At 41.8% G+C, this 21,754-nt stretch carries 18 protein-coding genes and 2 pseudogenes; 3 read left to right on the top strand and 17 right to left on the bottom strand.

Translation table 11 applies throughout. From position 1 onward, the window contains the following. Both LGZ99_RS21580 and LGZ99_RS21575 read left to right on the top strand, forming a co-directional pair. A pseudogene (locus LGZ99_RS21580) lies at positions 1 to 488 on the top strand (IS5 family transposase); the annotation flags it as partial. Between the two features lie 18 nt (positions 489 to 506). Continuing rightward, positions 507 to 1,109 carry a hypothetical protein gene (locus tag LGZ99_RS21575; RefSeq protein ID WP_262979577.1) on the top strand — a complete coding sequence of 201 codons (603 nt, stop codon included), beginning with the start codon at positions 507 to 509 and terminating at the stop codon, positions 1,107 to 1,109. A 4-nt stretch (positions 1,110 to 1,113) separates the two neighbouring features. On the opposite strand, the gene LGZ99_RS21570 is transcribed toward LGZ99_RS21575, so the two are convergent. From LGZ99_RS21570 to LGZ99_RS21530, 9 genes and pseudogenes are all read right to left on the bottom strand, one after another. Continuing rightward, positions 1,114 to 1,251: a transposase family protein gene (locus tag LGZ99_RS21570; protein ID WP_262979576.1), complete on the bottom strand. Its 138-nt coding sequence runs from the start codon at positions 1,249 to 1,251 to the stop codon at positions 1,114 to 1,116. A gap of 67 nt (positions 1,252 to 1,318) precedes the next feature. Beyond that, positions 1,319 to 2,980 (bottom strand): RNA-directed DNA polymerase, encoded by a 1,662-nt coding sequence (locus LGZ99_RS21565; protein WP_262979575.1) that lies wholly within the window; start codon positions 2,978 to 2,980, stop codon positions 1,319 to 1,321. A 45-nt stretch (positions 2,981 to 3,025) separates the two neighbouring features. Continuing rightward, positions 3,026 to 6,385 (bottom strand): DEAD/DEAH box helicase, encoded by a 3,360-nt coding sequence (locus tag LGZ99_RS21560; protein WP_051769593.1) that lies wholly within the window; start codon positions 6,383 to 6,385, stop codon positions 3,026 to 3,028. Positions 6,386 to 6,448: 63 nt separating this feature from the next. Continuing rightward, a complete protein-coding gene (locus tag LGZ99_RS21555; protein WP_262979574.1) occupies positions 6,449 to 7,333 on the bottom strand; it encodes a hypothetical protein in 885 nt (294 codons plus the stop codon). Further along, positions 7,248 to 7,736, bottom strand: coding sequence for a type I restriction enzyme subunit R domain-containing protein (locus LGZ99_RS21550; protein ID WP_152552755.1), 489 nt, complete (start codon positions 7,734 to 7,736; stop codon positions 7,248 to 7,250). The genes LGZ99_RS21555 and LGZ99_RS21550 overlap by 86 nt, the downstream gene beginning before the upstream one ends. Beyond that, positions 7,711 to 8,163 carry a type I restriction endonuclease gene (locus LGZ99_RS21545; RefSeq protein ID WP_036840212.1) on the bottom strand — a complete coding sequence of 151 codons (453 nt, stop codon included), beginning with the start codon at positions 8,161 to 8,163 and terminating at the stop codon, positions 7,711 to 7,713. Before LGZ99_RS21545 ends, LGZ99_RS21550 begins: the two co-directional genes overlap by 26 nt. A 2-nt stretch (positions 8,164 to 8,165) precedes the next feature. Then, positions 8,166 to 9,086: a DUF5655 domain-containing protein gene (locus LGZ99_RS21540; RefSeq protein ID WP_036840210.1), complete on the bottom strand. Its 921-nt coding sequence runs from the start codon at positions 9,084 to 9,086 to the stop codon at positions 8,166 to 8,168. A gap of 160 nt (positions 9,087 to 9,246) precedes the next feature. Continuing rightward, positions 9,247 to 9,384 (bottom strand): annotated as a pseudogene (locus tag LGZ99_RS21535) (restriction endonuclease subunit S); the annotation flags it as partial. 182 nt (positions 9,385 to 9,566) lie between these two features. Then, positions 9,567 to 10,439, bottom strand: a complete 873-nt coding sequence (locus tag LGZ99_RS21530) for a phosphorothioated DNA-binding restriction endonuclease (protein WP_023045082.1) — start codon at positions 10,437 to 10,439, stop codon at positions 9,567 to 9,569. A gap of 710 nt (positions 10,440 to 11,149) precedes the next feature. On the opposite strand from LGZ99_RS21530, the gene LGZ99_RS21525 reads away from it, so the two are divergent. Next, on the top strand, positions 11,150 to 11,572 hold the full coding sequence (locus tag LGZ99_RS21525; RefSeq protein ID WP_021324965.1) for a cupin domain-containing protein: 423 nt from the start codon (positions 11,150 to 11,152) through the stop codon (positions 11,570 to 11,572). Between the two features lie 971 nt (positions 11,573 to 12,543). Here the strand turns inward: LGZ99_RS21525 and LGZ99_RS21520 are convergent. The 8 genes from LGZ99_RS21520 to LGZ99_RS21485 all read right to left on the bottom strand — a co-directional run bounded on the left by LGZ99_RS21520 (position 12,544) and on the right by LGZ99_RS21485 (position 21,551). Then, positions 12,544 to 13,356, bottom strand: coding sequence for a nucleotidyltransferase domain-containing protein (locus tag LGZ99_RS21520; protein WP_023045083.1), 813 nt, complete (start codon positions 13,354 to 13,356; stop codon positions 12,544 to 12,546). A 5-nt stretch (positions 13,357 to 13,361) separates the two neighbouring features. Next, complete coding sequence (locus LGZ99_RS21515; RefSeq protein ID WP_021324967.1) at positions 13,362 to 14,048, bottom strand: RtcB family protein; 687 nt, start codon at positions 14,046 to 14,048, stop codon at positions 13,362 to 13,364. Positions 14,049 to 15,035: 987 nt separating this feature from the next. Beyond that, positions 15,036 to 15,302 (bottom strand): type II toxin-antitoxin system TacA family antitoxin, encoded by a 267-nt coding sequence (locus LGZ99_RS21510; RefSeq protein WP_036840207.1) that lies wholly within the window; start codon positions 15,300 to 15,302, stop codon positions 15,036 to 15,038. A gap of 113 nt (positions 15,303 to 15,415) precedes the next feature. Beyond that, positions 15,416 to 17,170 (bottom strand): acetyl/propionyl/methylcrotonyl-CoA carboxylase subunit alpha, encoded by a 1,755-nt coding sequence (locus LGZ99_RS21505; RefSeq protein WP_036840219.1) that lies wholly within the window; start codon positions 17,168 to 17,170, stop codon positions 15,416 to 15,418. A 35-nt stretch (positions 17,171 to 17,205) separates the two neighbouring features. Next, entirely contained in the window at positions 17,206 to 18,819 is a 1,614-nt protein-coding gene (locus LGZ99_RS21500; protein WP_262979573.1) for a 5-oxoprolinase subunit B/C family protein, read from the bottom strand. Between the two features lie 46 nt (positions 18,820 to 18,865). Next, the gene (locus LGZ99_RS21495; RefSeq protein ID WP_262979572.1) at positions 18,866 to 19,636 is read right to left on the bottom strand and encodes a LamB/YcsF family protein; all 771 of its coding nucleotides are present in this window, start codon (positions 19,634 to 19,636) and stop codon (positions 18,866 to 18,868) included. 170 nt (positions 19,637 to 19,806) lie between these two features. Then, a complete protein-coding gene (locus LGZ99_RS21490) occupies positions 19,807 to 20,826 on the bottom strand; it encodes a DUF979 domain-containing protein (RefSeq protein WP_262979578.1) in 1,020 nt (339 codons plus the stop codon). Further along, positions 20,823 to 21,551, bottom strand: coding sequence for a DUF969 domain-containing protein (locus tag LGZ99_RS21485; RefSeq protein ID WP_021324973.1), 729 nt, complete (start codon positions 21,549 to 21,551; stop codon positions 20,823 to 20,825). Before LGZ99_RS21485 ends, LGZ99_RS21490 begins: the two co-directional genes overlap by 4 nt. Between the last annotated feature and the right edge of the window lie 203 nt (positions 21,552 to 21,754).

Below are 21,754 nucleotides of genomic sequence, written 5' to 3'. Positions count from 1 at the left end.
GATGGCTGCATGACCAAATCCCCTTTAGCGGGGACAAAAAAACAGGTCGTAACCCCACGGACCGGGGGAAACAAGGCGTAAAACGCAGTCTCATGACCGATGCTAACGGGCTTCCTCTTTCACTCGTTGTTGCCGCGGCAAACACGCACGATATCAAATTGGTTGCAGATACGCTTGATGCACTTCAGACAGGCAAGCCCGGTAAAAAGGTCAGGCTGTGTCTGGATAAGGGATATGATGCTGAATGGCTGAGAGGATATCTACAGAGTCGGCACTACGAGCCGCACATCCAGTCTCGCAAGGAAGAATCAGATGCCTGCCAGAATACGGACTTTAAAGCTCAAAGATGGGTTGTCGAGAGGACGCATAGCTGGATGAATCGCTTTCGCCGGATACTGATCCGATGGGAAAAGAAGGTCGAAAACTATGAAGCTATGTTACATTTTGCGTGCGGGATTATAGTTTGGAACAAAACCCTATTGGGATAGGCTCTTAGTCTGGTTGAAATGACCGAATATGTTCCAGTAAAGGATGTTAAAGGCAGATATATTCGTGATGAAAGAATGATTAACTGGACGAAAGGCAGAAATGCATCATCATTTGGGTATGTATCTAAACATTCATTACCATCTGGACGATTTTTACTGCAACTTTATTCTCCCTATAATTCGACAAAATGGGTAAAGTTATTCAAGCAGACAAAAGAATGTAGCTTAATAAGTCAGATTCCCAAGATTATTCAATCCTTATATAGTGCTGTTCCCCAAATAACCCAACAGATAGAAGAGGCCAAACGTAAGGAAAAAGAATGGCGTATTGAATGGGAAAGGAAAAATGCAGTATATGAAAGACAGGAACGCATTCTTAAGGCCGAAGAGGCGAGAGAAAAGAGCCAGGCTGAGTTGCAGTCTATTATGGTTCAGTGGGGAGAAGATAAACGAGTAGAGCAATTTTTTTCTGAAGTAGAGGCTGATGCGCTTAAGCTTGATCAAGGACAGAGAGAGCAAGTACTGGAACGTCTGCGACTTGCACGTCAGTTTTTATCTAGTGATTCAGCAATTGAGCGTTTACTTAACTGGAAAACTCCACAGGAACGTTTGGAAAACTAGGTGGTTAATTGTATTGTGTGGATTTCCAAGTAACCGCGCAAAGTGAGGCAAAAAGAATATCAAATAAAGGGTAAGCCACTTTGGCGGATTGACGTGGATCTTCAATATCCGAGAAATGGTCGGTGAAACTCTCAAGATACATGGTATTGACTCCCAAAAGGGAGTATAAGATCACAGCTATTTGTCCGAATCAACTTATTTATTCGTGGTCAAAAAACGTTCGCGATCTTGCCCTGTACATCATCCTCATCGTGATCATTTGAGTCGAAATACTCCTCATCCATATCATCAAACTCAAAGTTTTCCTCAATATTACCATCACTATCAAATATTAAATCAATATCAACATTCATCTTTGATTTTAATTCAAATATTGGTTTGCATAATCTTGAACTATCATAAAATGAAACCTCGTTTTTTAGAAGAGGCCCAAAAAAATTGTCGTCTGTAATGAATTTATGATCTTCATTTTTTAGCCAAAGACGTTTTCCTGCTTCATATGCTAATAGCCAGCTTTCAGAGTATAAAGATTCTTTATTGTTAAATTGTTTTAAATAATCTTCATGTATATTGTTTTTTATAATTTTTGAATTGAAAAGGTCGAGAACGATTAATACACAGATTGAACTTGACATTTCTTCTATATCCCGTATTACATCTTTTTTTATATTTAACCTAAGTTCTTTACATATCCATAGAAGCCAAGAAACTTCGTTATGATGATCAGAAATTGAGTGAGATTTCATTAGGTTATTACAAAACCTTTCTATAGCTGTGTAGTTCACATCATAATTGTAATGATGATATGTTATTAAGATATTTGCAATAATTTGAAGTGTGTTAGGGAAGCTAAATCCGCACTTGAGTAAATAGGCTTCAAAGACGTCCCAGTTGGATTTTTTAATTATTCGTGATGATACTTGCTTTAGGCCATATTTTATTAAGCTTTCATATTTGTATTTTTTCTCTAAGGAGAATAATGCCTCGAAATAATTGTGTATGTCATTTCTTTGTTTTCTTTTTTTGTCAGATATTTCTAGTTTTTTTAGATTGTACTTCCAAGTTTCTTCAACAAGCTCTTTTACTTCTACTATCCTTGTTTTGGCGGGATTAATTTGGAGTTCAAAATTACTTATAGCCTTCGTTAGCTGGGCAAGGCATTTATCGGCTTCTTCTCGTGTTTCGAAGAAAAGAAAATAATCATCGACATATCTAAAACCTTCAGGCCACTTTTTGAGAGCTTCTTTAAGTTCTACATCAATTGCAACTCCAATTATTTCTGCAATGATATGTGAAGTGTCGGGGCCGATTGGTAGACCAATAGTTTGTTTGTCTTGAATTCTCATACACTTTTGATCGAGAATATTTCCAAAGAACCTTGAGGTTTTTTCTGATGTACGTTTGGCTTCCGATTTTCCATGTAAAGCCCATGGAATAGTGTGTGTATAGATGCTTAGGAAAAAACTCGTTATATCTGTTATCAAAACATATCTAAAACCAGTAGACTTTGTTATTTTCTTCTCATATAGTTCACTAAACTTGCTGAGTTCAATTGCTCTTAGCGTAGGAGATATATTGGGAATGCTAAGTGATATTTTACTTCTGCGATAATGTTTTTGTATCTCTGCCCAGTAATTATCTATTTCTTTAGCAAGATAGAAATACCCAACAGGATTTACTAATCGCGTTACACGGCGATAGTATGAGGAGCGGGCAACAGAAAATTTTTCCATTTTACAGTTTGGAGTTTTGTTTGCGTTCCATTGGCTTTGGAAATTTTTGTATTCCCGAGCAAAGGATTCTGACGTAAAACCAGGGGGAAGTTGCACAGGAAAAGAACCTTTTGCTAATAACTCTTTTAATTTATCCATGATTTATTCTCCGTATATTCCTATATTCTAGGAAGTCATCTTAAATTAGTCTTGATAGTAGTTCACATTGTCGCTGTGGCTACTGTTTTTTATGCTCAATTCTGACGCAACCATATTAAAGTAGGTTTTATCCTGCCAAACGTTAATGTCACCAATAATATAAATATTTTTACGGGCACGAGTGAGAGCAACATTCAGTAAATTAGGTTTACTTGCAGCCCACACTGCGCCACCAGCATTTTGAATATCACATCCAAGGACAAATATTACGATATGGTTCTCTTTCCCCTGAAAGGTATGTACGGTTCCTATATTTTGACTAATCCATTTAGAGAATTGTTTCTTTTTATCTTCTTCTTCAAGATATTGATAAAAATAATCTTTATGGGAAGATAGTTCTTTACTTAGCTGCTGTTTAACTGCTTTGAATGGCGAAATAATATAAATCTTAGAAAGATTTTTTTCTTTTTCTACTAATGTAGTTAATAGCGTTAAAACTTCTTGAGCCAATGATGGTTTGTACTGCTTTAGAGTACAGCTCCCACCAGAGTGAATCCAGCGATTATTGCCTAATATAGGATGAGGTTGCGGTTCGATTTTACTTGCCGATTCACCGTGAATCATGCGGTTATCGTAGGCGATTTTGTTTGCCAGGCTAAACATAGGCTCAATACAACGGCGATGAACCCATAAAGGAATTCCAATCCAAGCTGTTTTATCCATGATTGGCAGTTTACAACCGTAACGATTTGCTCTGTCAGCAATAGTTTGCACTGACCATTTATTAGGGCTCCATTCTTCAGAATCTTTTTTTAGTAAGGTATTACTGATGTATTCAACTAATTTGGGAGGAGTTGTAAAAACAGGTTCTACTTGTAAAGGATCTCCAACCACGATAGCCCTTTTACTACGCCATAAACCTCCCACCGCAGCTTGAGGTATAGCTTGTCCTGCTTCATCAATCAGTAACCAACCAAGCTCTTCACTTCCTAAGCTTCTAAACATCAAACCTAAGGAGGCAAAAGTTGTTGATACGACAGGCACTATCATAAATAGCAGCTGCCATATTTTTTTATCGTTAGGATCCGTCTTTCCATCAAGTATCTCTGGCAATTTAAAAACTTTTCTGCGGAATATTTCATGCTTTAGTACTTCTAAAAGCCAAGCTTGGTGTAAGTCGAGTGCAGCGATAAAAAGCTGTGAGCGGAGATGGTTTATCGTTGGATCTTGCCAGTAGGCATTTTTTTGTAGCTCACTATCATTAATGTATTTTTCAGTGCTCGGAAGCTTCATCTCAGGATGTTCATTACAGAAACGAGCAAGTTTTTGCTGTTTAAGTGTATATGCGTCGTGTTTTTCCTGTAGTAACTGTTCTGCTTCTCGCTGCTTTTGTAACAATAACGGTTGCTGTTGAGTACAGGTATTAATTTCTTTGAGTAAATCTATACGTTGTTGCTTTAATGTCCGTTGTTGAAGATTAACGGTGCTGACATGCTTCTGATAGCTAGAATAGAGGGAGGGCCTAAAAATTCGGGTAAAAATATTAGGATTATTGCGCTTCAGTTCTGCTGCTTGTAAGTCTTTAATTTCTATCTCGCTTTCTAATACTTCCAGATGATGGTTTTGTTGTGCCAATCTCTGTTGGAGATTGGTGTAATCAGAAGATGCTTTGTCTCTGGCTTGCTTAAATGTCAGTAACCAGGTCTCAAGATTATTCTTTTTAAGAAATAAGGCTATCTTATTGGCTGACTGACAACTTGTTATAAGCTGTTCTAGATTTTCCAGTATTTGATTAAAACGTTTTTTAGCGTCAGAGAAACTCTCTCTGGTTTGAAGTTCTCGCCAACGCCATAAGTTCAAAAAATCTTTTGATTCCGGGCGGTTAGCTTCTTCTTGGCTATATTTTTCGTAGTATTTGTCGAAGAAGAAACGTTGTTTGAATTTTATCCTGTTTTTTTTGCGTCCAAGCACGGCAGAAATAGTTCCCCAGCAACGTTCGTCAAGGGATGTTATTGGCTGTAGTTTTCCTTTACGACTTTCGGCATTCAACTGATTGGCAACGGATTTAAGATAATCTGCCATTTGGTAAGGTTGGCCAAGAGCTTTCAGCTGTGGGAGCTCACGGGAAATATTTTCGACAGCAGCGTTATTTGAAGAAGCAATGACCATTTCAAAACCTGTCAGATCAGTACACAGATATCCTTCTTTATCCAGTGCATCCTTAGCTTGAGAGAATCTAGCGAGGACTCTGGCCCGTTCAACAAGGTTATAAGCGATAATATCACGTAGCAGAGTTGTCTTACCTGTTCCTGGAGGGCCATTTACGGACAATAAGCCGCTGGTGGTGAGCTCCATCACTGCCGTGTTTATGGCAAATTGCTGCATTAAGGACATATTATGTGTTGGTTCTGAGGGCCAGCGCCCTAATGGGGTATGGCATGGAGCCAAGTGGTTGATGATGAGTTTTAGTCCTCGTTGGCTATAAAGATCAGCGTGTTTTTGATTTGTTGCAGTGAGGTAACCAATAAGAGAACGGCTCGTTGTTCCTGTTGAGAATGAGCGTATTGCTTTTTCTATATCGTTTATATAGAAGCTGTTTAGAATAGGCATAATACGTTCATCAGCCACATCCTCATCATTTTCATCATCGGTTTCTTCATTTAGAGACGAATGGGCGATTTTCTTTATGCTATTTTGATTATCTTCCAGTTTATCGTGTGATTCTTTTTTATCTTTAAGTTCTTTCCAATCAAGAATAAATGCCCATTCCGTATTTTCTGGATAGAACTGAGCCCATTGGCAAAGAGCTTCTAACAGCTTAATAATCCCTTCAGAAGACAGTGTTTTTACATCTCGCTTTTCAGGATGATAGGGAAGGAGATTTTCTATACGTTTTAGTTGTTCAGTTAGAAGGGTACAGCGTTGATCGTAGGTTTGCAGAGATAGGGAGGCCGCAGTTCCAGACTGCAAATGACCCAGTGCCCAGGGTAGAGTACTCAACGACATCTCACTGAAATTAGGAGAACCATACTTGTCTATCGTCAATTTTGCGAAGCAAGTTTCTCCTTCAAGATCCAACCGTTGTTCTAGTTCTAATTTTTCCGTTTCGCTGGTTTCTGAGGCAATACATTCATCAGTAATTTTATTGAGTAGCGATTTATCAAAGATACCAAGGTAAAGTGTATATCGGACCTTATCGGTTTTGATACGTAGACTGCGTCGACTTTGATCGCTTAACCAGGGAAGAATTTTTTCACGAGAGTATTCTAATTCATCAAAAGTAACGTTGACTCTTCCCCCATCATCCGTTTCTTTATCTGGTAAAGAGTATGGCTGAAAAAATTCTATCAAATGCCAGCTTTGTAAGATCCGTACCATTTGCTGGTGGTTATCGTTATTCATCATTTTTCTATATCCTTAACCTTATATATCCGTTTCAAGTAAGCGCTTATTTAGACCAAGAAAAACTCATCCCCCTTTCAGCCCTCTCATCAGAACCTCAAGAATAAATTGATTCGCTAGACGCGCAATATTCGGATCTGACAGATACGCATGTGAGTGCTTTTCAAAGGCACCCATACTTTCAATAACTGCATTTTCTACCGCATGAGGGAAATCACCGTGCATGATCTGATCAACGCTGTTATTCAATAGTTGTGCCATAACTGATTCATTCTCAGAAACTTTAGTTGCGGCACCGTAAAGCCAGGTCAGCTTATCGCCTTCGGTAGTTTCTGCACCGAACAAGTCATTCATCTGCTCAAGAATGTGTGAAAGTAAGTCTTTCGGACGTTGGGAGGTTGAACCACCGACGCTTGTGATGCCTTTTAATCCTTCACCACCTTCTTGAAGCTGCAAATCCTGGATACGTTTTTCCCATAAACGGTAGTGAGTCAGCTGTACTTGACTGATATCAAGATCGTCATCTAGACGCCCTTCACGTAGTAGTGGTAGCAGGTGACGAGCAAAGACGTTTAATCGCTCCAGATCCTCATCATGCAGGTCGACAATCTGTGAAGCGAATTCGTAGAAACGGGTAAAGCTGTTCATATCCTTTTTAAAGGTATCCAACACATCCTTTGCTTCTCGTGACTGCTTCAAGCTGCGTTCACAGTTCACTCTCCAAGTCTCATCACCGCTTTTCTTTGCTTGCTCTAAGGTTGAGAGGGCATCGCGTAGCACATCCATTGCAGAACGGTAACGTTTAGTGAAACGATCAACAGCAGGTTTACAGTAAGCAGTTAACGCTTCTGGCCCACGTTTGGGGTCAAAGTAAGCATCTGCGAAGTTTGTGACCTCGTTCCATTGCCCATTGCCAGATTTGTTGTTCGTTGAGTTTGTGATAAATAGCATAAACCAGATTTGGATCTGATACTGTTACGAGTTCGGCGTTTTGGTAGTATTCTTTAAACTCTGCCAGTACATCCTGTGGGTTGTTAACGAAGTCCAACACGTAGGTGGTATTTTTACCGGGATAGGTGCGATTAAGGCGTGAAAGGGTTTGAATACAATCCACACCTTTAAGCTTTTTGTCGACATATATCGCTACCAGCTTCGGTTGATCAAAGCCAGTCTGGAATTTATTCGCTACCAACATCACCTGATAATCGTCAGTATCAAAGGCTTTACGCATATCGCGTCCTTTCAGGCTGGGGTTCATTGAATTCTCGGTGTAGCTTTCTCCCCCATCAACCACTTCGCCTGAAAATGCCACTATGGCGGTGAGGCGCTTATAGCCTTGGCAGGCCGTTGACAAATAGCGTCAGATCGAGACGTCCATCGTAGCCATTAGGGGAGTAAATCAGTTCTGGTACTACGCGCAGGCGATTGGCTTTATATCGAGTCAGTAAATCTGGATTAAGTTCATGGTCTGGCCTAAAGGTGCAAAGCTCAAACCGTGCTCCCCGATCTTTTACTGCATGGCGCAGTGTCCAGAGTGTACCGTAGTTGTTCAGGTGCTTTTCAATCGCATTAAAGAAATACGTTTCAGTATCTTTTGGGTAAGTACTACAGAACTTTTCCCAAGCATCGGGCTGGGTTTCTTGCACGTAGGTCAACGCATCTTCTGGGTATAAAGCACGTTCCCGGTCATAATTTGCGGAGGTACCTACTTGCCAGCCCTGAGATTGTAAGTCGTCGATAATGCTGTTTTGGAATAAAAGTTCTGCGGATTTAGATACCAAAATTAATTCTCCTGATAAGCCTGTTCAATAAGGATTTTTGCTTTATTTAGATCGTGTTCATTACGAACGATCAACTCGACATCGCCGGTTCCCCAATGGCCGATATTGGTTACATCGCGGCTGAACCCTTCTTCGAGATTAATGTTGTTCGGATTGAGCTTAAGCCACATGCGAATGTGGGGATCGGTTATCGGGTAAACGGCGGCGCAGACAAAATTGCGGATCCGGCGAAACGCGTCATACAATTTAAGTTCCTTATACTGAACTTCATCACCCAGTGAGATCACGTAGCTTTTTAGTTGCTCGTATAAATTGGTAAGCGGTTGAGAGGCTGAAGCAAGCTGTTCCTGATGGCTGCGGGTATGACGTTTGGTATTAACCGCGTTGATCTCATGGCTTACAGCCTGAATATTGTTATCCACCACAGCATTCACCAGCTCAAACATCAGCAAATCCGGGCTAAATAATTTATAGCGGATTAGGCTGATATTACGGTTTATTTGCTGTACAGCATGTTCATCATATTTATTAAAATCAGCAGCAATGCAAAGCAGGCGGATACCAGACCAGTCGATATTCTCGGCAGTTTCTTTACCTAGTTTATCCATCACAAGCCAGCGGAATTCTGCTTGATGATCCAGCAGCCAGTCGAGGTAAAACAGTCCCTGATTAATGACGTTCTCATTGCTGTGCCGCTTATATTCGATGATTACCGGGCAGTTGTTTTCGTCCAGTCCCAGTGAATCAATGCGTCCGCGATGTGTTTTGCCGGTATTGTATTCCGTGGCCAAGAATCGGACGCCCAAAAAGGCGTCCATATGGGATTCGATCAGTGATTGCAGATTTTTTTCAATGGCTGCTGCTTTGCCTGGGAGTTCTGTTACACCAGATGTGTTGTAGCGAAATAGCTGGATATCGCTCATTCAGTATCCTTAGGAGGTTGTCAGTCGCGAACGTCGATTTTGCCAGTGACGGCGGCGGAGATAAGGGCGGAGCGACGTTCTTTTAGCAAGATAATCATTTTTCTTGATTTTTTGATTAAAACATCTAAAGGAGCCGTATGATTCCTAATGTAATACGCTATTTCATATTTACATCAGTATTTAGGCCTTTGGTCACTGCATGAGAAATTACCGCCTGACGTTTTTCTTTTAGTAGTTCAATTAGTTTCCCTTGCTTGGTGATGAGCTGGTCTATTTTTGATAGTTCACATTCTAGAAATGAAGAAAAGTTAGTCATTATTTTTCTACCTGAAGTTTTTTATCTATTGTCCATGATGCGAGGCTGGTCGCAAGAACTATGAACGCATTTCGTGTCTTGTTGCATGATTGTGTTGCATATGACAGGAAATTTAATGGCAGAGGGAATGAATAGATCAGGGGAAAATCCCAATATATCCCAAATTATCTCCTAAACACCTGTTCCTGATGCCATTTGACAAAGAGTTCTAAAGGGTAATGTTCCCGGTTTTTGGGTAACAATAGAGAATGCCCAGCGAAATCCCAGAACAATCGCTCAACCATATGACTGCCATTAACACCTTCAGAAACCAGTAATTTCATATTATCATCCAGCCCAATCGCACCCATATCGAATGCGGAATGATGCAGGGAACAAAGAGCCAATCCGTTGCTGATGGTGCATGGGCCGCCATATTGCTTCCATTTAATATGCGCAGCTTCTAGCCCAACAGGCGTACTATCGTGTCGTAGGTTATAGCCGCAGATTGCACATTGATAGTTATAAGCACGAAGTACAGACTGACGAAAATTAGGATCACGTTCTTTGCGCAGGTCTGCCAGCGCAAAACCCAGACGGTTAGCAATGATTTCTTGGATACTTTCGGGGAAGTGTTCGCTCAAAATCTGACTGGCGAGTTTATCGATCAGACGTGGTTTACTGCGTAGTAGCTGATAACTTTCCTGATCAAATCCACCTGCGATGTTGTTTTCAATCAGTTCTCGCTTGGGCGGTTCCTTGCTACCTTTTTGTGGCGTGCAATATTCTGTGTTTTGTAATTCCCAGAATCCATCACCCTGTAAACGCCAGAATGGCATAGTGGGATAGTGCGTTCGTCGCTTTGGTCCAAAGCAAGTCAGTAGATCAAGCAGCGGTTGATGAATTTCATTACCGTAATCGAAGAATCGGCCATGACCTTTTTTGTATTCAGACAATACATACAGTAACAACAACGGTTTATGCGGTGCCCGCTGATCGCCTTTACGCCAGATAGTAAGGTTAGATATGGCAACTTGCAGTGTTTTACTGGTTGTCATAGGTTGTTTTGCTAATAGATTGAAGTTATTGCGATCATGCTCGCAAAGATGATGGTTTTCAAGGTACTTGTTACAACGCTACATAAGTAGCGTGATGCAAGCCCCGCCATTAATATGAATAGTTTCTCCAGTCAAATAGGGGTTGGTCGATGTGAAGAGGGTTGCTTGCTCGATATCCACTGATTGGCCCCAGAATTTGCTGTTTGAAACGATGTCTGGGCAGTTAAAGAATATTTCTCAAATAGAGTATTTGAGGCACTGTCGTTCAATAAGCTTTTTCCTGAAAGTGGCAGCAGGATTAATTGTATATATTTTTTAACTAAAAAAAAGAATAGCTGTTTTTAGGTATAACTAAGGTTGATTTAATTAGCGCTATTATTGTCCTAACTTAATAATGTAATGAATCTAACTTTTTATTGAGATTATTTTATAGGGAAATTATCATCTGTGATGATCTTTAAAATAAAAGTTTTATAGTGACCGTTATCACAGTGTGAGTTTTTGTAAAATACTTCTATGGAATTACATATTTCTATTTGATATATTGTTAATAACCAGTTAATTTATTTATCGATATTGTTTGTGGTGATTGAAATATCACTGGGAAATATTTTTTATTTGATAGGTAGATAGTGTTATTTCAATTAATAAATAGAGATGATAGTTACTTTAAAATAAAATTTTATTTGTAGAGATAAAAGGAAGGTAATATGGAATTTATTAAAAATAGATTTTGTCACTGGAACGGTGAGCATCTCGTTGTAGATACAATGGCTAGAAATCATAAAATGGTTAATAGTATGGGTACGGGCGAGGGATTAGTTTCGTTTGATGGTTTTGGTGCTGATCTAATTCGTTTCAGTAAAAATGAAGGGATGCAAAATCATACTCACTTAGGACATCATATCTTATTTGTACTCGCAGGAACGGGTTATGTTATTTATGCCGGTGAAAAGCATGAAATAGAGCCTGGAGTTTGTTATTTTGTGAATGGGGAAATAGATCACGCGATTAAGGCAACCAGCGATTTGGTCATGGTTGTTGTTGGTAATAATCATTGCGCGGTTGATTCGCAAGATAGGACGACGCTGGTGCCATATAGAGATGGAACCCCAGAAGAATTAAAGGTTTAACTTGGGGTAAATTGAATGAAACATGCGCTAGTGCTTGGTGTGTTGCGAGAATGCCATGATATTCTGCCAGAAGTGGGTTATAAATTACTTTAGGTAATAAAGAGCAGTTAATTAGTTGAAGGTAACAGGCAGAGAAGAATATCTAATATTATATTTATGAAGATAATTATAACTCAGGAAAAGTAATTGGAATGATAAAAGGATAATATGAAGTTTTTTCAGTTAATATAATAGGTGCATCTCATAAAGGGGAGCCGGCACTAGCCTATGAAATTTTATATTTACTAGGAATAAAATAGAAAAATATATTAGAGATAATGTTTTGTTATAATAATAAAGGTGTAAGGTAATTATTTAGATTGCCTCTGTCTAATATTTAATTTGGGTAATAATTTCAATGGGTGGTGGTTATTAATTTATAAATAAAAGTTAATTTAAATAAGTAATAATTAAATCAATATATTATGGCTATTGGTTGATTATGATTTCAGGGTCTGAATTCTTATGAAATAATATATTCATGGCGATGAATATATTATCGAGGTAAATTTTTGTTATTTGAGGTTAATAATGTAAATATATATAAGTGCTGGGAGTGATAGAATGTAAAATATAGTGCTGGGATAGATCTATATAAGAAATATATTAATGTTATTATAAATAGTTTAGTTAACTAACTTAATCCTAATACCTCTATACTTCTCTATTCCATGTTGGCTTCCGGCTACATAGCTATAACTGACTTTTCTTGCGCGTTTGTGCAATTTATTAGAAAAATCCACCAGTGGGGCTATGTCGTTTACTTCTTATGAATAGCAATGATATGAGCTATATGCTGACAGCCAGTAACTTATTCAAGTTACTGGCTGTAGGTCAACAAGGGTGTAAAAATCTGTTTTACTAATCCTTTGTAAACGTTCAACTTTGTCGTTGAGATCTTATGTCATTAGACAACTTTTTTAGCCATTCTTTCAACATACATGTTCTTTGTTATTGCCAAGTACTGTACGCATCAGAAGCAAATCCAGTTTAGTATCCGGGAGAAGTTTTTCATCTTTTTTCAACTCACGGCGGGTAAACGAATCATCCAGCTCGCGGCGGATAAAGTCATGGATGTGCTTAAAACGTGGGCCGTAATCCGTTTCGTCGGCGTTACGTTTGATAGCAAGTAGAGTCTGTATTTCTTGCATCAGAGTTGCATCTTTAACTGTTTCCGCCAGCAGAACGTCGAAGCGCATTGGTGGTACGCCTTTACCGGCTTCTATCCAACGTACAGCCAGCAACGGGCGCAGTACATAAAGATATTTTTTCAGCCGTATTTTTTCGCCTTGCAGATAACCACGGAAGTTTTTCTTCGCCATTGACAGATAGTGATACCGCGCTTTGTTGTTGGAAAAGTAGTCCGGTAGCAGGGCGCGCAATGCTGTCATAAACTCTGCATCCTCATGGTAGACCACCGGTGAATCAGTCCATTCCATCAGTGTCGGGTTGGCTCGTTTCAGCAGCCCTAGGGTTTTGCGCAGTTCCCAGCCACAAATATCCAGCTCGTCGTTGATCGGTATTTCGATCACATCCCTTGGTGGGTCAACGCGTAAGTACCATGATGGGGTATGAACATAGATAAAACGCACATCGTAATCACTGTTTGTCGAGGCAAACCCCCAACCGCGGCTACCGGATTCGCAGGCATAGAGTATTCGTATTTGCTGTTCCGTCTCAAGTTGCGCCAGTTTTTGGCATATGTGTTGTTTCATGGTTTCACTGACACCAAATTTTTCTTTCATAGTGATTATCCTTTTACGCAAACCACTTGACGCAGGGGGTGAACGATTTCTACCAGTGAAGACTGAGCGGCTATTACCGCTTCAATGTCTTTGTAGGCCATCGGAATTTCGTCGATGACGTCGCTATCCTTACGGCATTCCAATAGGTTGCCAATGGCATTGCCTACGCCACGTGAACCGTTGTGTAGCATCATCCATACTCGGTCGGATTCATCCAGGCATAGTTCGATAAAGTGGTTGCCGGTACCTAGCGTGCTTACATGTTGATGGTTATTGGTTTTCAGTAATTGTGGGTATTTATCGGTCAAGCGTTTAAAGCCTGCTTGCAATGTGCTCCAGTGGTGATCGGCGGTTTCTGGTGGTTTTTGCCAGGAGCCTTTATTGTGGCCGGTATGGTTTACGGTACGGCTGTGTGGCACGGCGATTTTAATAGCGTGGCGGATAGCATACAGGTTGTCCGGTAAATCTTTGGCGTTCAATGAGGTACGTACCGCCATCATTCCGCAGCCAATGGTTGAGCTTTTACCAATATGTACATCAGGCATAACTGCCAATTTGCTGAATATAAAAGGCATTTTTGCTGTGTTTAGTCGTTGTTCACGAGCATCTGCTTCTACTGGTACGCCATGAGTCCACATTTTTACGGGTGCGCTGTTTGGTGCAGTCATCAATTCGTAATCGTTTGTTCTCACATTGTTCTCCTAGTTATTTACCTATTTTATCCATCACTACTACTATAATTTAAAGTAATTAATATTTTCCCCTTTTTAATCAATGCTTCTAAATTTACTTTCATATTAATTTCCTTATGAATCATTGAAAAATATTGTAAATAAGAATTTTATTCTACTATTAATATATTATTGCGCTTAATGAAAAATGCAATTATTTTATTGAATAATATTGAAATTGTGATGCCAATCTATATAAAAAGGTATAGTAAAAAATTATATGTGAATTTATTAATAATTTTTAAATTGTCTGTCGTTACGATTACAAATAAAATATAAAGTCACTAAGTGATGATATAATATTGTTGTTGAAGGGTTATTTTATTTGCTATTAAGAAAGATGTGGGTAAATATATAACTAATTACTGCATGGAATGATGTGTTTGATTTTTATCAAGCTATGTTTATTATTTCTTTGCAAGTTGGTTTTTATTATTATTAAATTGAAATTATTAATTTTATTTAATGTTTTTATTAATTTTATTGTATTTAATTTTCAATAATATCAATATGTTACTGATTTTTTTGGTTGGGGTGCGATTTTTTGTGATTTGTTTTTATTTTTTCGTGACTAATATTTATATTATCTGTGGATGAAATTCAATATTTAATATTATATAATCGGTAATTTATGGTAAATTAATGGTTTGTTATTGTTCAAGTATATATGAAAATAATCACAGGTTATGTTCTGTTTGTCACTGATTATTTATTGGGAATGCCCGTAAAAATAAAGTACATCCTATTTATCATTATTTGTGTAATTATAAATTATCTTTTGATTATTCTTAATATTCATAACTTTGTTGGCGTTTTTACAGGGTTATTATTAAGTATAATAACTGTTTGGTTTATAATTGAAGTATATGGTTTAAAAAATTTGAGGAATTGTTTTCATGGGTAAGAATAAAAGACGGTTGCAGCCTGAGAAGTGGGAAGCATCGTCGTTTACGGCGGGGAGCAGTCACTAAAAGCAACCGCGTCTAATAATGCTTTATTCGGTTTTTTAGCCTGTTCGCAGGCATTGACGAAATGATCAAAAATATCACCTTTAATAGTCATTCTTTTATATTCAGAAATGGCTTGATTAGCATCTCTTTGCATCAGATGTACAACATACTCTGTCAGGCTTTTCATACCTAATAGTGCGGATGCTTTCTCTGCTTTCGCTTTAATCTCTTGATCCAGACGCAAATCTAATCTTGCTGTAACCATAATTTTCCCCTTTTTTTAGATTGTACGGAGAGTTTCCGTACAATATGGATTGTTGGGCAATGTGAGTGTAGTGTCAAGTTAGCCTCTTATAAATTAACCTGACAGTGTCATGACTAACTTCCACCACGAATACTCGCCAGCACACTTCCCGCCTGTTGATAAGAGTTTTCTTCCGCATGGATCGCGATTTTCCCGGAACGATGTGCGGTTAGTTGTGTTTCCATCTTCATGGCTTCCATCACAGCAATGACATCACCTTGTTTAACTTCATCACCTTCCTGCACATACCAGGATTGTAAAACGCCTGATATTGGGGCTGATACCTGATTAGGTGCAGCCATTGTGTCCTCAGTTTCATTGTTTTTGTCCCTAGTGACAGAGTCTTGCCCAAGCTCAGACAATGAAAGCCCTGCCAATAATCCGGCAGGTAACCCCAGTTCGTGTCGGCGGCCATCAATTTCAATAAAAGTGCGTGTTACCTTTTCTTGATGCTGATTTTCCTGGCGCGGAGATATTTTTACATCGTTGATAAAGTCGGTTTCGATCCAACGTGTATGAATCTTGAATGTGGTATCAGAAGTAAAATCAGGATGTTCCATCACTGCCCGATGAAAAGGCAGTACCGATGCAACGCCTTCAATATTGAACTCCTGTAATGCACGCCGCGCTCTGGCAATTGCTTGTTGGCGGGTTGCTCCGGTGACGATCAATTTAGCCATCAGCGAATCGAAGGTTCCGGGAACGATGGAACCGGCCACAATGCCGGAATCTAATCTTATTCCAGGGCCGGAAGGCGGAGAAAATAGTGTCACGGTTCCCGGTGTGGGCAAAAATCCTTTACCCGCATCCTCTGCGTTAATACGAAATTCAAAGGAGTGCCCTGATGGGATTGGGGTTGTTGTTAATGATAAAGGTTTACCTTCAGCAATCCTGAACTGTTCTATCACAATGTCGATACCTGTGGTTTCTTCGGTTACAGGATGTTCGACTTGCAAGCGAGTATTTACTTCCAGAAATGAAATAGTTCCGTCTGCACTGAGCAAAAACTCTACCGTACCTGCTCCGGTATAACGGGCTTCGGCACAAATATCCTGTGCTGCCTGATGGATACGCTGGCGCTGATTATCGGTCAGAAAAGGGGCTGGCGCCTCTTCCACCAGCTTTTGATTGCGCCGTTGCAGTGAGCAATCACGTGTGCCGAGTACTACGACATTGCCGTGTTTATCAGCCAGGATTTGCGCTTCAATATGACGAGGCTTATCCAGAAACTGTTCAATGAAGCATTCTCCCCGGCCAAAGGCTGCGGTTGCTTCACGAACTGCTGAATTATAGCATTCGGTTACCTCATCCAGCCGCCATGCGACTTTCATACCACGTCCACCGCCGCCATAGGCCGCTTTGATTGCGATTGGCAGACCATGTTCTTCAGCAAATGTCAGCGCTTCCTCTGCGTTTTTCACCGGTTCTTTTGTCCCTGAAACCAGTGGTGCGCCTACTCGTTGAGCAATTTTACGTGCTTTAACTTTGTCCCCCAGAATATCAATGGTTTCTGGCTCCGGGCCAATCCAGATTAACCCGGCATCAATGACTGCGCGGGCGAATTCTGCCCGTTCGGACAGGAATCCATAACCTGGGTGTACCATGCTGGCACCTGAACGTTTAGCAATATCCAGCAGGCGGGGAATATTAAGATAAGTGTCAGCGGGGCTGTTTCCTCCCAGACCATAAGCTTCATCAGCCAGTTGTACATGTTGCGCATTGATATCGGAATCAGCGTAAACGGCAATGGCGTGTAAGCCATAATCCCGGCAGGCACGGATGATGCGGACGGCAATTTCACCGCGGTTAGCGATCAAAACTTTTTTCATGTGGTTTGCTTTATTATTCAAAGTTATTACAGTATTCATAAGCAGCAATCACTCCCTTTTATTTCTTGAAATTCACTGATTGGGTTGAAGCGGATACGGGCATTGACAGGAATTTGTCCGGCCAGATCAAGATGGTAACTGGCAACCGAACCAATGACGGGATAGCCGCCAGTCAAAGGGTGATCCGCCAAAAACAGAACCGGTTGTCCACTGGCGGGGACTTGAATAGCGCCAGCGGAAGTTCCCTCGCTGGGTAACTCTTCATGGTTAAAACGCGATAACGGTGTGCCTCCATTCAGGCGAATGCCTACCCGGTTAGATTGTGGTGTGACCTGCCAGAGCTGGCTTTGTAACAGGGATAGCGCTTCTGCGGTGAACCAGTCGGTACGTGGCCCCAGAATAATATCCAGTGTGACGATATCGTCAGCGGCAGGCATATTGAAGGCCGGGCTTTCGTCCATTGATACAGCGGAACTCTGCGTGACAGTAAGAATATCCAGAATATCGCCTGTAGCGATGGGTTTGGGGCCAATGTGCGCCAGCGTATCGTAAGAGAGGCTGGAGAGAATCGGCTTGTTGGCAAAACCGCCACGGACTGCCAAATAACAACGAACTCCCACTTTGGGCGTTCCCAGTATCACTTTATCACCATCACTTAGATCAACAGGTTGGTAGCCATCAACTTGAAACCTCCGGCCAGATGCCGTTTGGACTGTGATTGGGCAGTCAGCGCCTGTGATAGCAATAATGACGTTGCCATGAGAGATGAAGCTTAATCCGCCTTCTGCAATTTCCAGACAGGCGTTATCCGAAGGATTACCGACGATACGATTTGCACTTCGCAGCGCTGTTTTATCCAGTGCGCCAGCAGTGGAAATACCTAAACCCGCTTGCCCTGAACGCCCTAAGTCCTGAAAAAGTGTTTGTATCCCGGTTGATAAGATTTCCAGTGATGAATGTTTATCAACCTGTGAAGATATGTCGCCTTCTATGTGAACAACAGGATTTTCGGGTTGGGTGACGGTTATTGTTGCGCCTTTGCCTTTATCTTTGAAGCGTACCCGAAAGCCCGGCTGCAACAAGGAAGGGGAATAACGCGAGAGATCCCACATGCGTTCTGGTGTGGTGCCGATGATTTGCCATCCTCCCGGACTGGCTTGTGGGTATATTCCACTGAATTCTCCTGCCAGCCCTACCGATCCCGCCGGGATGCGGGCTCTTGGTGTCATTCGGCGAGGAACACGCAAAAGATCAGAGTTTGCCGCTAAATAAGCAAATCCGGGGGCGAATCCGGTAAAAGCAACCGTGTATTCACTTTCTGTATGTTGTTTGATGACTTCCTGTGTGGTGATACCAAGGATTTCAGCCACTTCAACCAGATCTTCACCATTGTAATACACTGGGATTTCAACGAGTTTCCCAGTTGTTTTATTCCGTGTATTCAGGTTGCGGCCACTGATTTCCCTGGCAAGTTTGACTGTGGAAACGACATTGGGACGAAATCGAATCAGAAGTGTTCTGGCCGCTGGAATAATTTCCTCTATGCCTGGAATTGGGCTGGCGTTAAGTGAATCAAATAACGCTAGGGTTTCATCCAGATCGCAAAGTTCGACAATAATGGCATTCAAATTAACAGGTAAAAAACGCACTAGGCACTCCTGGACATGATAAGCGACATAGGTAAAACGGCGCTGATTACTTACTGGTTTGAATAAAGGACTGTACGACAATCCCGGCTTGTTGCAGGGTTATTTTCACCTGACGCGCCATTTCTACCGCACCGGGGCTGTCGCCATGAACACAAATGGAGTCCGCCTGAATGCGTGTAAAGCTGCCATCAATCGTATCAATGCCCCCTTCCGTGACCAATTGCAACATGCGTCGGGCGATCTCGTTGGTATCATGCAGTACCGCCCCTTTTTCCCGCCGGGAAACCAGCGTGCCTTGTGGCGTGTAAGCTCTGTCGGCAAAGGCTTCGGCAACGGTACGTAAGCCTTTTTCCCTCGCCAAATCCAACATTCTTGAACCGGCTAATCCAACCAGCGCCAAGTTGTCATCCACTTCACGAATTGCTGTAATAACGGCAAGTGCTTGGTACTCATCGTTGGCAATGGTGTTATACAGTGCGCCGTGCGGTTTAACATAACTCACGGTAGTTCCTGCTGCTGTTGCCAGACCTTTCAGCGCGCCAATCTGGTAAATAACATCAGCGATCAGTTCATTGCTGGAAATGTCCATATTGCGGCGACCAAATCCAACAAGATCGGGATAGGAGACATGGGCGCCAATAACTACCTGATTTTCATGGGCAGCTTTCAGGGTTTGAAGAATCCCGGCAGGATCACCGGCATGAAATCCACACGCCACATTGGCACTGGTGACAATGCTCAACATGGCATTATCGTCACCCATTTTCCACTGACCAAAGCCTTCGCCGAGATCACTGTTTAAATCGATAAATTTCATAGAATTACCCTCGATAAAATGATATTCAAAAATGCAGTGAGAAGCCCAGGATGTTTACCCGCGCGACAATAATGCCTGATGAATAGCGATTTTCAGTGCTGTTGTTATCGCGTCTAGTGTCATGCTTGGTGTACCTGGGTGGTAATCAAAACTGTTCTCGTGTGATTCCCTTATAAAAACATCAAAAAATAGAGCAGAAAAACGTTGGCAATCAACAGCGTCGTTCCGGTGGGGATTTGTGCTTTAATGACCGCATTGCGATTTGGTAGTTCCAGCAGTGCGGCGGGAACGATATTGAAATTTGCTGCCATTGGGGTCATCAATGTACCGCAATAGCCTGAGAACATGCCGATGGCGGCCATAACAGCCGGATTACCGCCGTGTTGCAATATCAGAATTGGAATACCGATCCCGGCGGTAACAATCGGGAAGGCGGCAAAGGCGTTGCCCATCACCATTGTCAGTAACGCCATGCTGATCACGTATGTCGTGACGGCGATAAACCTGTTATCGACTGCCAGGTAGTTTTCAGTCAGGTGAGAAATGGCGGTACCTACGCCCGCTACGGTAAATAAGAGTCCCAGCGTAGCTAATATCTGTGGCAGGATAAACGCCCAGCCGATAGCATCCAGTAAGCGACGTGCTTCTTGGGTTGATTGAGTGATGCCTTCACGTGTCATTTTCAACGCAATGCCGTATCCGGTTAAACAACCTACTGTCATGGAAAACAGTGTCACTAGCGTGGAATGGTTGCCGGTACCGAATAATGCCTGTTGTAGTCCAGGAACATGGTTAAATAATAGCACCCCCATCACAGTGACAATAGGAATCGCCAGTGCGGGAAGGAAGATACGATGGCCCAGGCGAGAGGCGCTTTCCTGTCGTTGCTGAGGCGTGCGCTGGTGGTAACTACCGAGTCGCACACCACCAAGACCGGCTATCAGCGCCATCAACACGACGATCAGCCCCACACTGATATTCAGCATTTTTTGTGCCTCAGCTTCGCTGCTTGCCCATAACTCCATCAGGCGGTAGGTCCAGTCACCAACCAGAAACACGATTCCGTATAGCGCCCAGAATAAGCTGGTGGTCAGGCGGCGGGGGTTGGTGTGATCACGCCAGGACATTGCTGCTACGGCCAGCAGGATCACGCCAGCCAGCCAGTAAAGATACTGTTGCTGAAACATTATCTTGCCTTCCTTTTATTTTGGTCCATGCCATTCAGGGCTGCCAGCTCAGTCGCGATGTGGTGGTCAAGGCGGGATAAACGGAAAGCATGGATCAAGAAGGCGCAGATGGCGGTAGGGATCCCCCACATGGCGATATGCAGTGGCTCCGTTTGAATGCCGCCGGATTCCAGCATGAAGTTATGCATAAAGATGATTGCCCCAAAGGCGACAAAGATATCTTCACCGAAGAAAAGGCCAACATTGTCGGTGGCTGCTGACATAGCACGCAGACGATAGCGCACATCGTCAGGCAGATCATGGTGGCGGTTTTCCGTCGCGCCTTCCACCATAGGGGCCAGCAATGGACGCACCATTTGCGGATGTCCACCCAGGCTGGTCAGACCGAGTGCTGCTGTTACCTCACGAATGAATAGATAGACAATCAGCAGACGTCCGGCGGTCGCTGTTTTGATATTCCTAATCCAGGTCTGAGCTTGCTCTTTTAAACCGTGTCGCTCCAAAAGGCCAATAGTTGCCAGTGGCAGCAGTAGGATCAATGGCAGATTTCGGGTATTAAGGAAGCCGGAACCTAATTTTTCCAGAATATTCGTGATTGGCATATGTGCCGCCAGTCCTGTGATGATTCCGGCGACAATGACTACCAATACGGGGTTAAACTTCAGTAAAAAGCCGACTACAATGACCGCGATGCCAATCAACGGCCATAGATTCACTATTTGTTGCATGTTGTGTTACCTCTGTACATAAAAATACCTGTTGTGCCGTTATAGGTTGCATTCTTGCGTAGTAGAGAAGTTATACCGTGACCAACACCTTCTTTGACAAGCGTAAGAAGTGCAGTCTTGCTGAACATACGAGGCCTCTCTCAAAATGTGGTCAATTGCGATGCCCAGATAATCAACTATCTGTAATATTGATGGAAATACAC

The sequence above is a fragment of the Photorhabdus temperata genome, assembly GCF_025384845.1.
GTDB classification, from domain to species: domain Bacteria; phylum Pseudomonadota; class Gammaproteobacteria; order Enterobacterales; family Enterobacteriaceae; genus Photorhabdus; species Photorhabdus temperata.
This window is presented reverse-complemented; position numbering and strand designations above follow the sequence as displayed.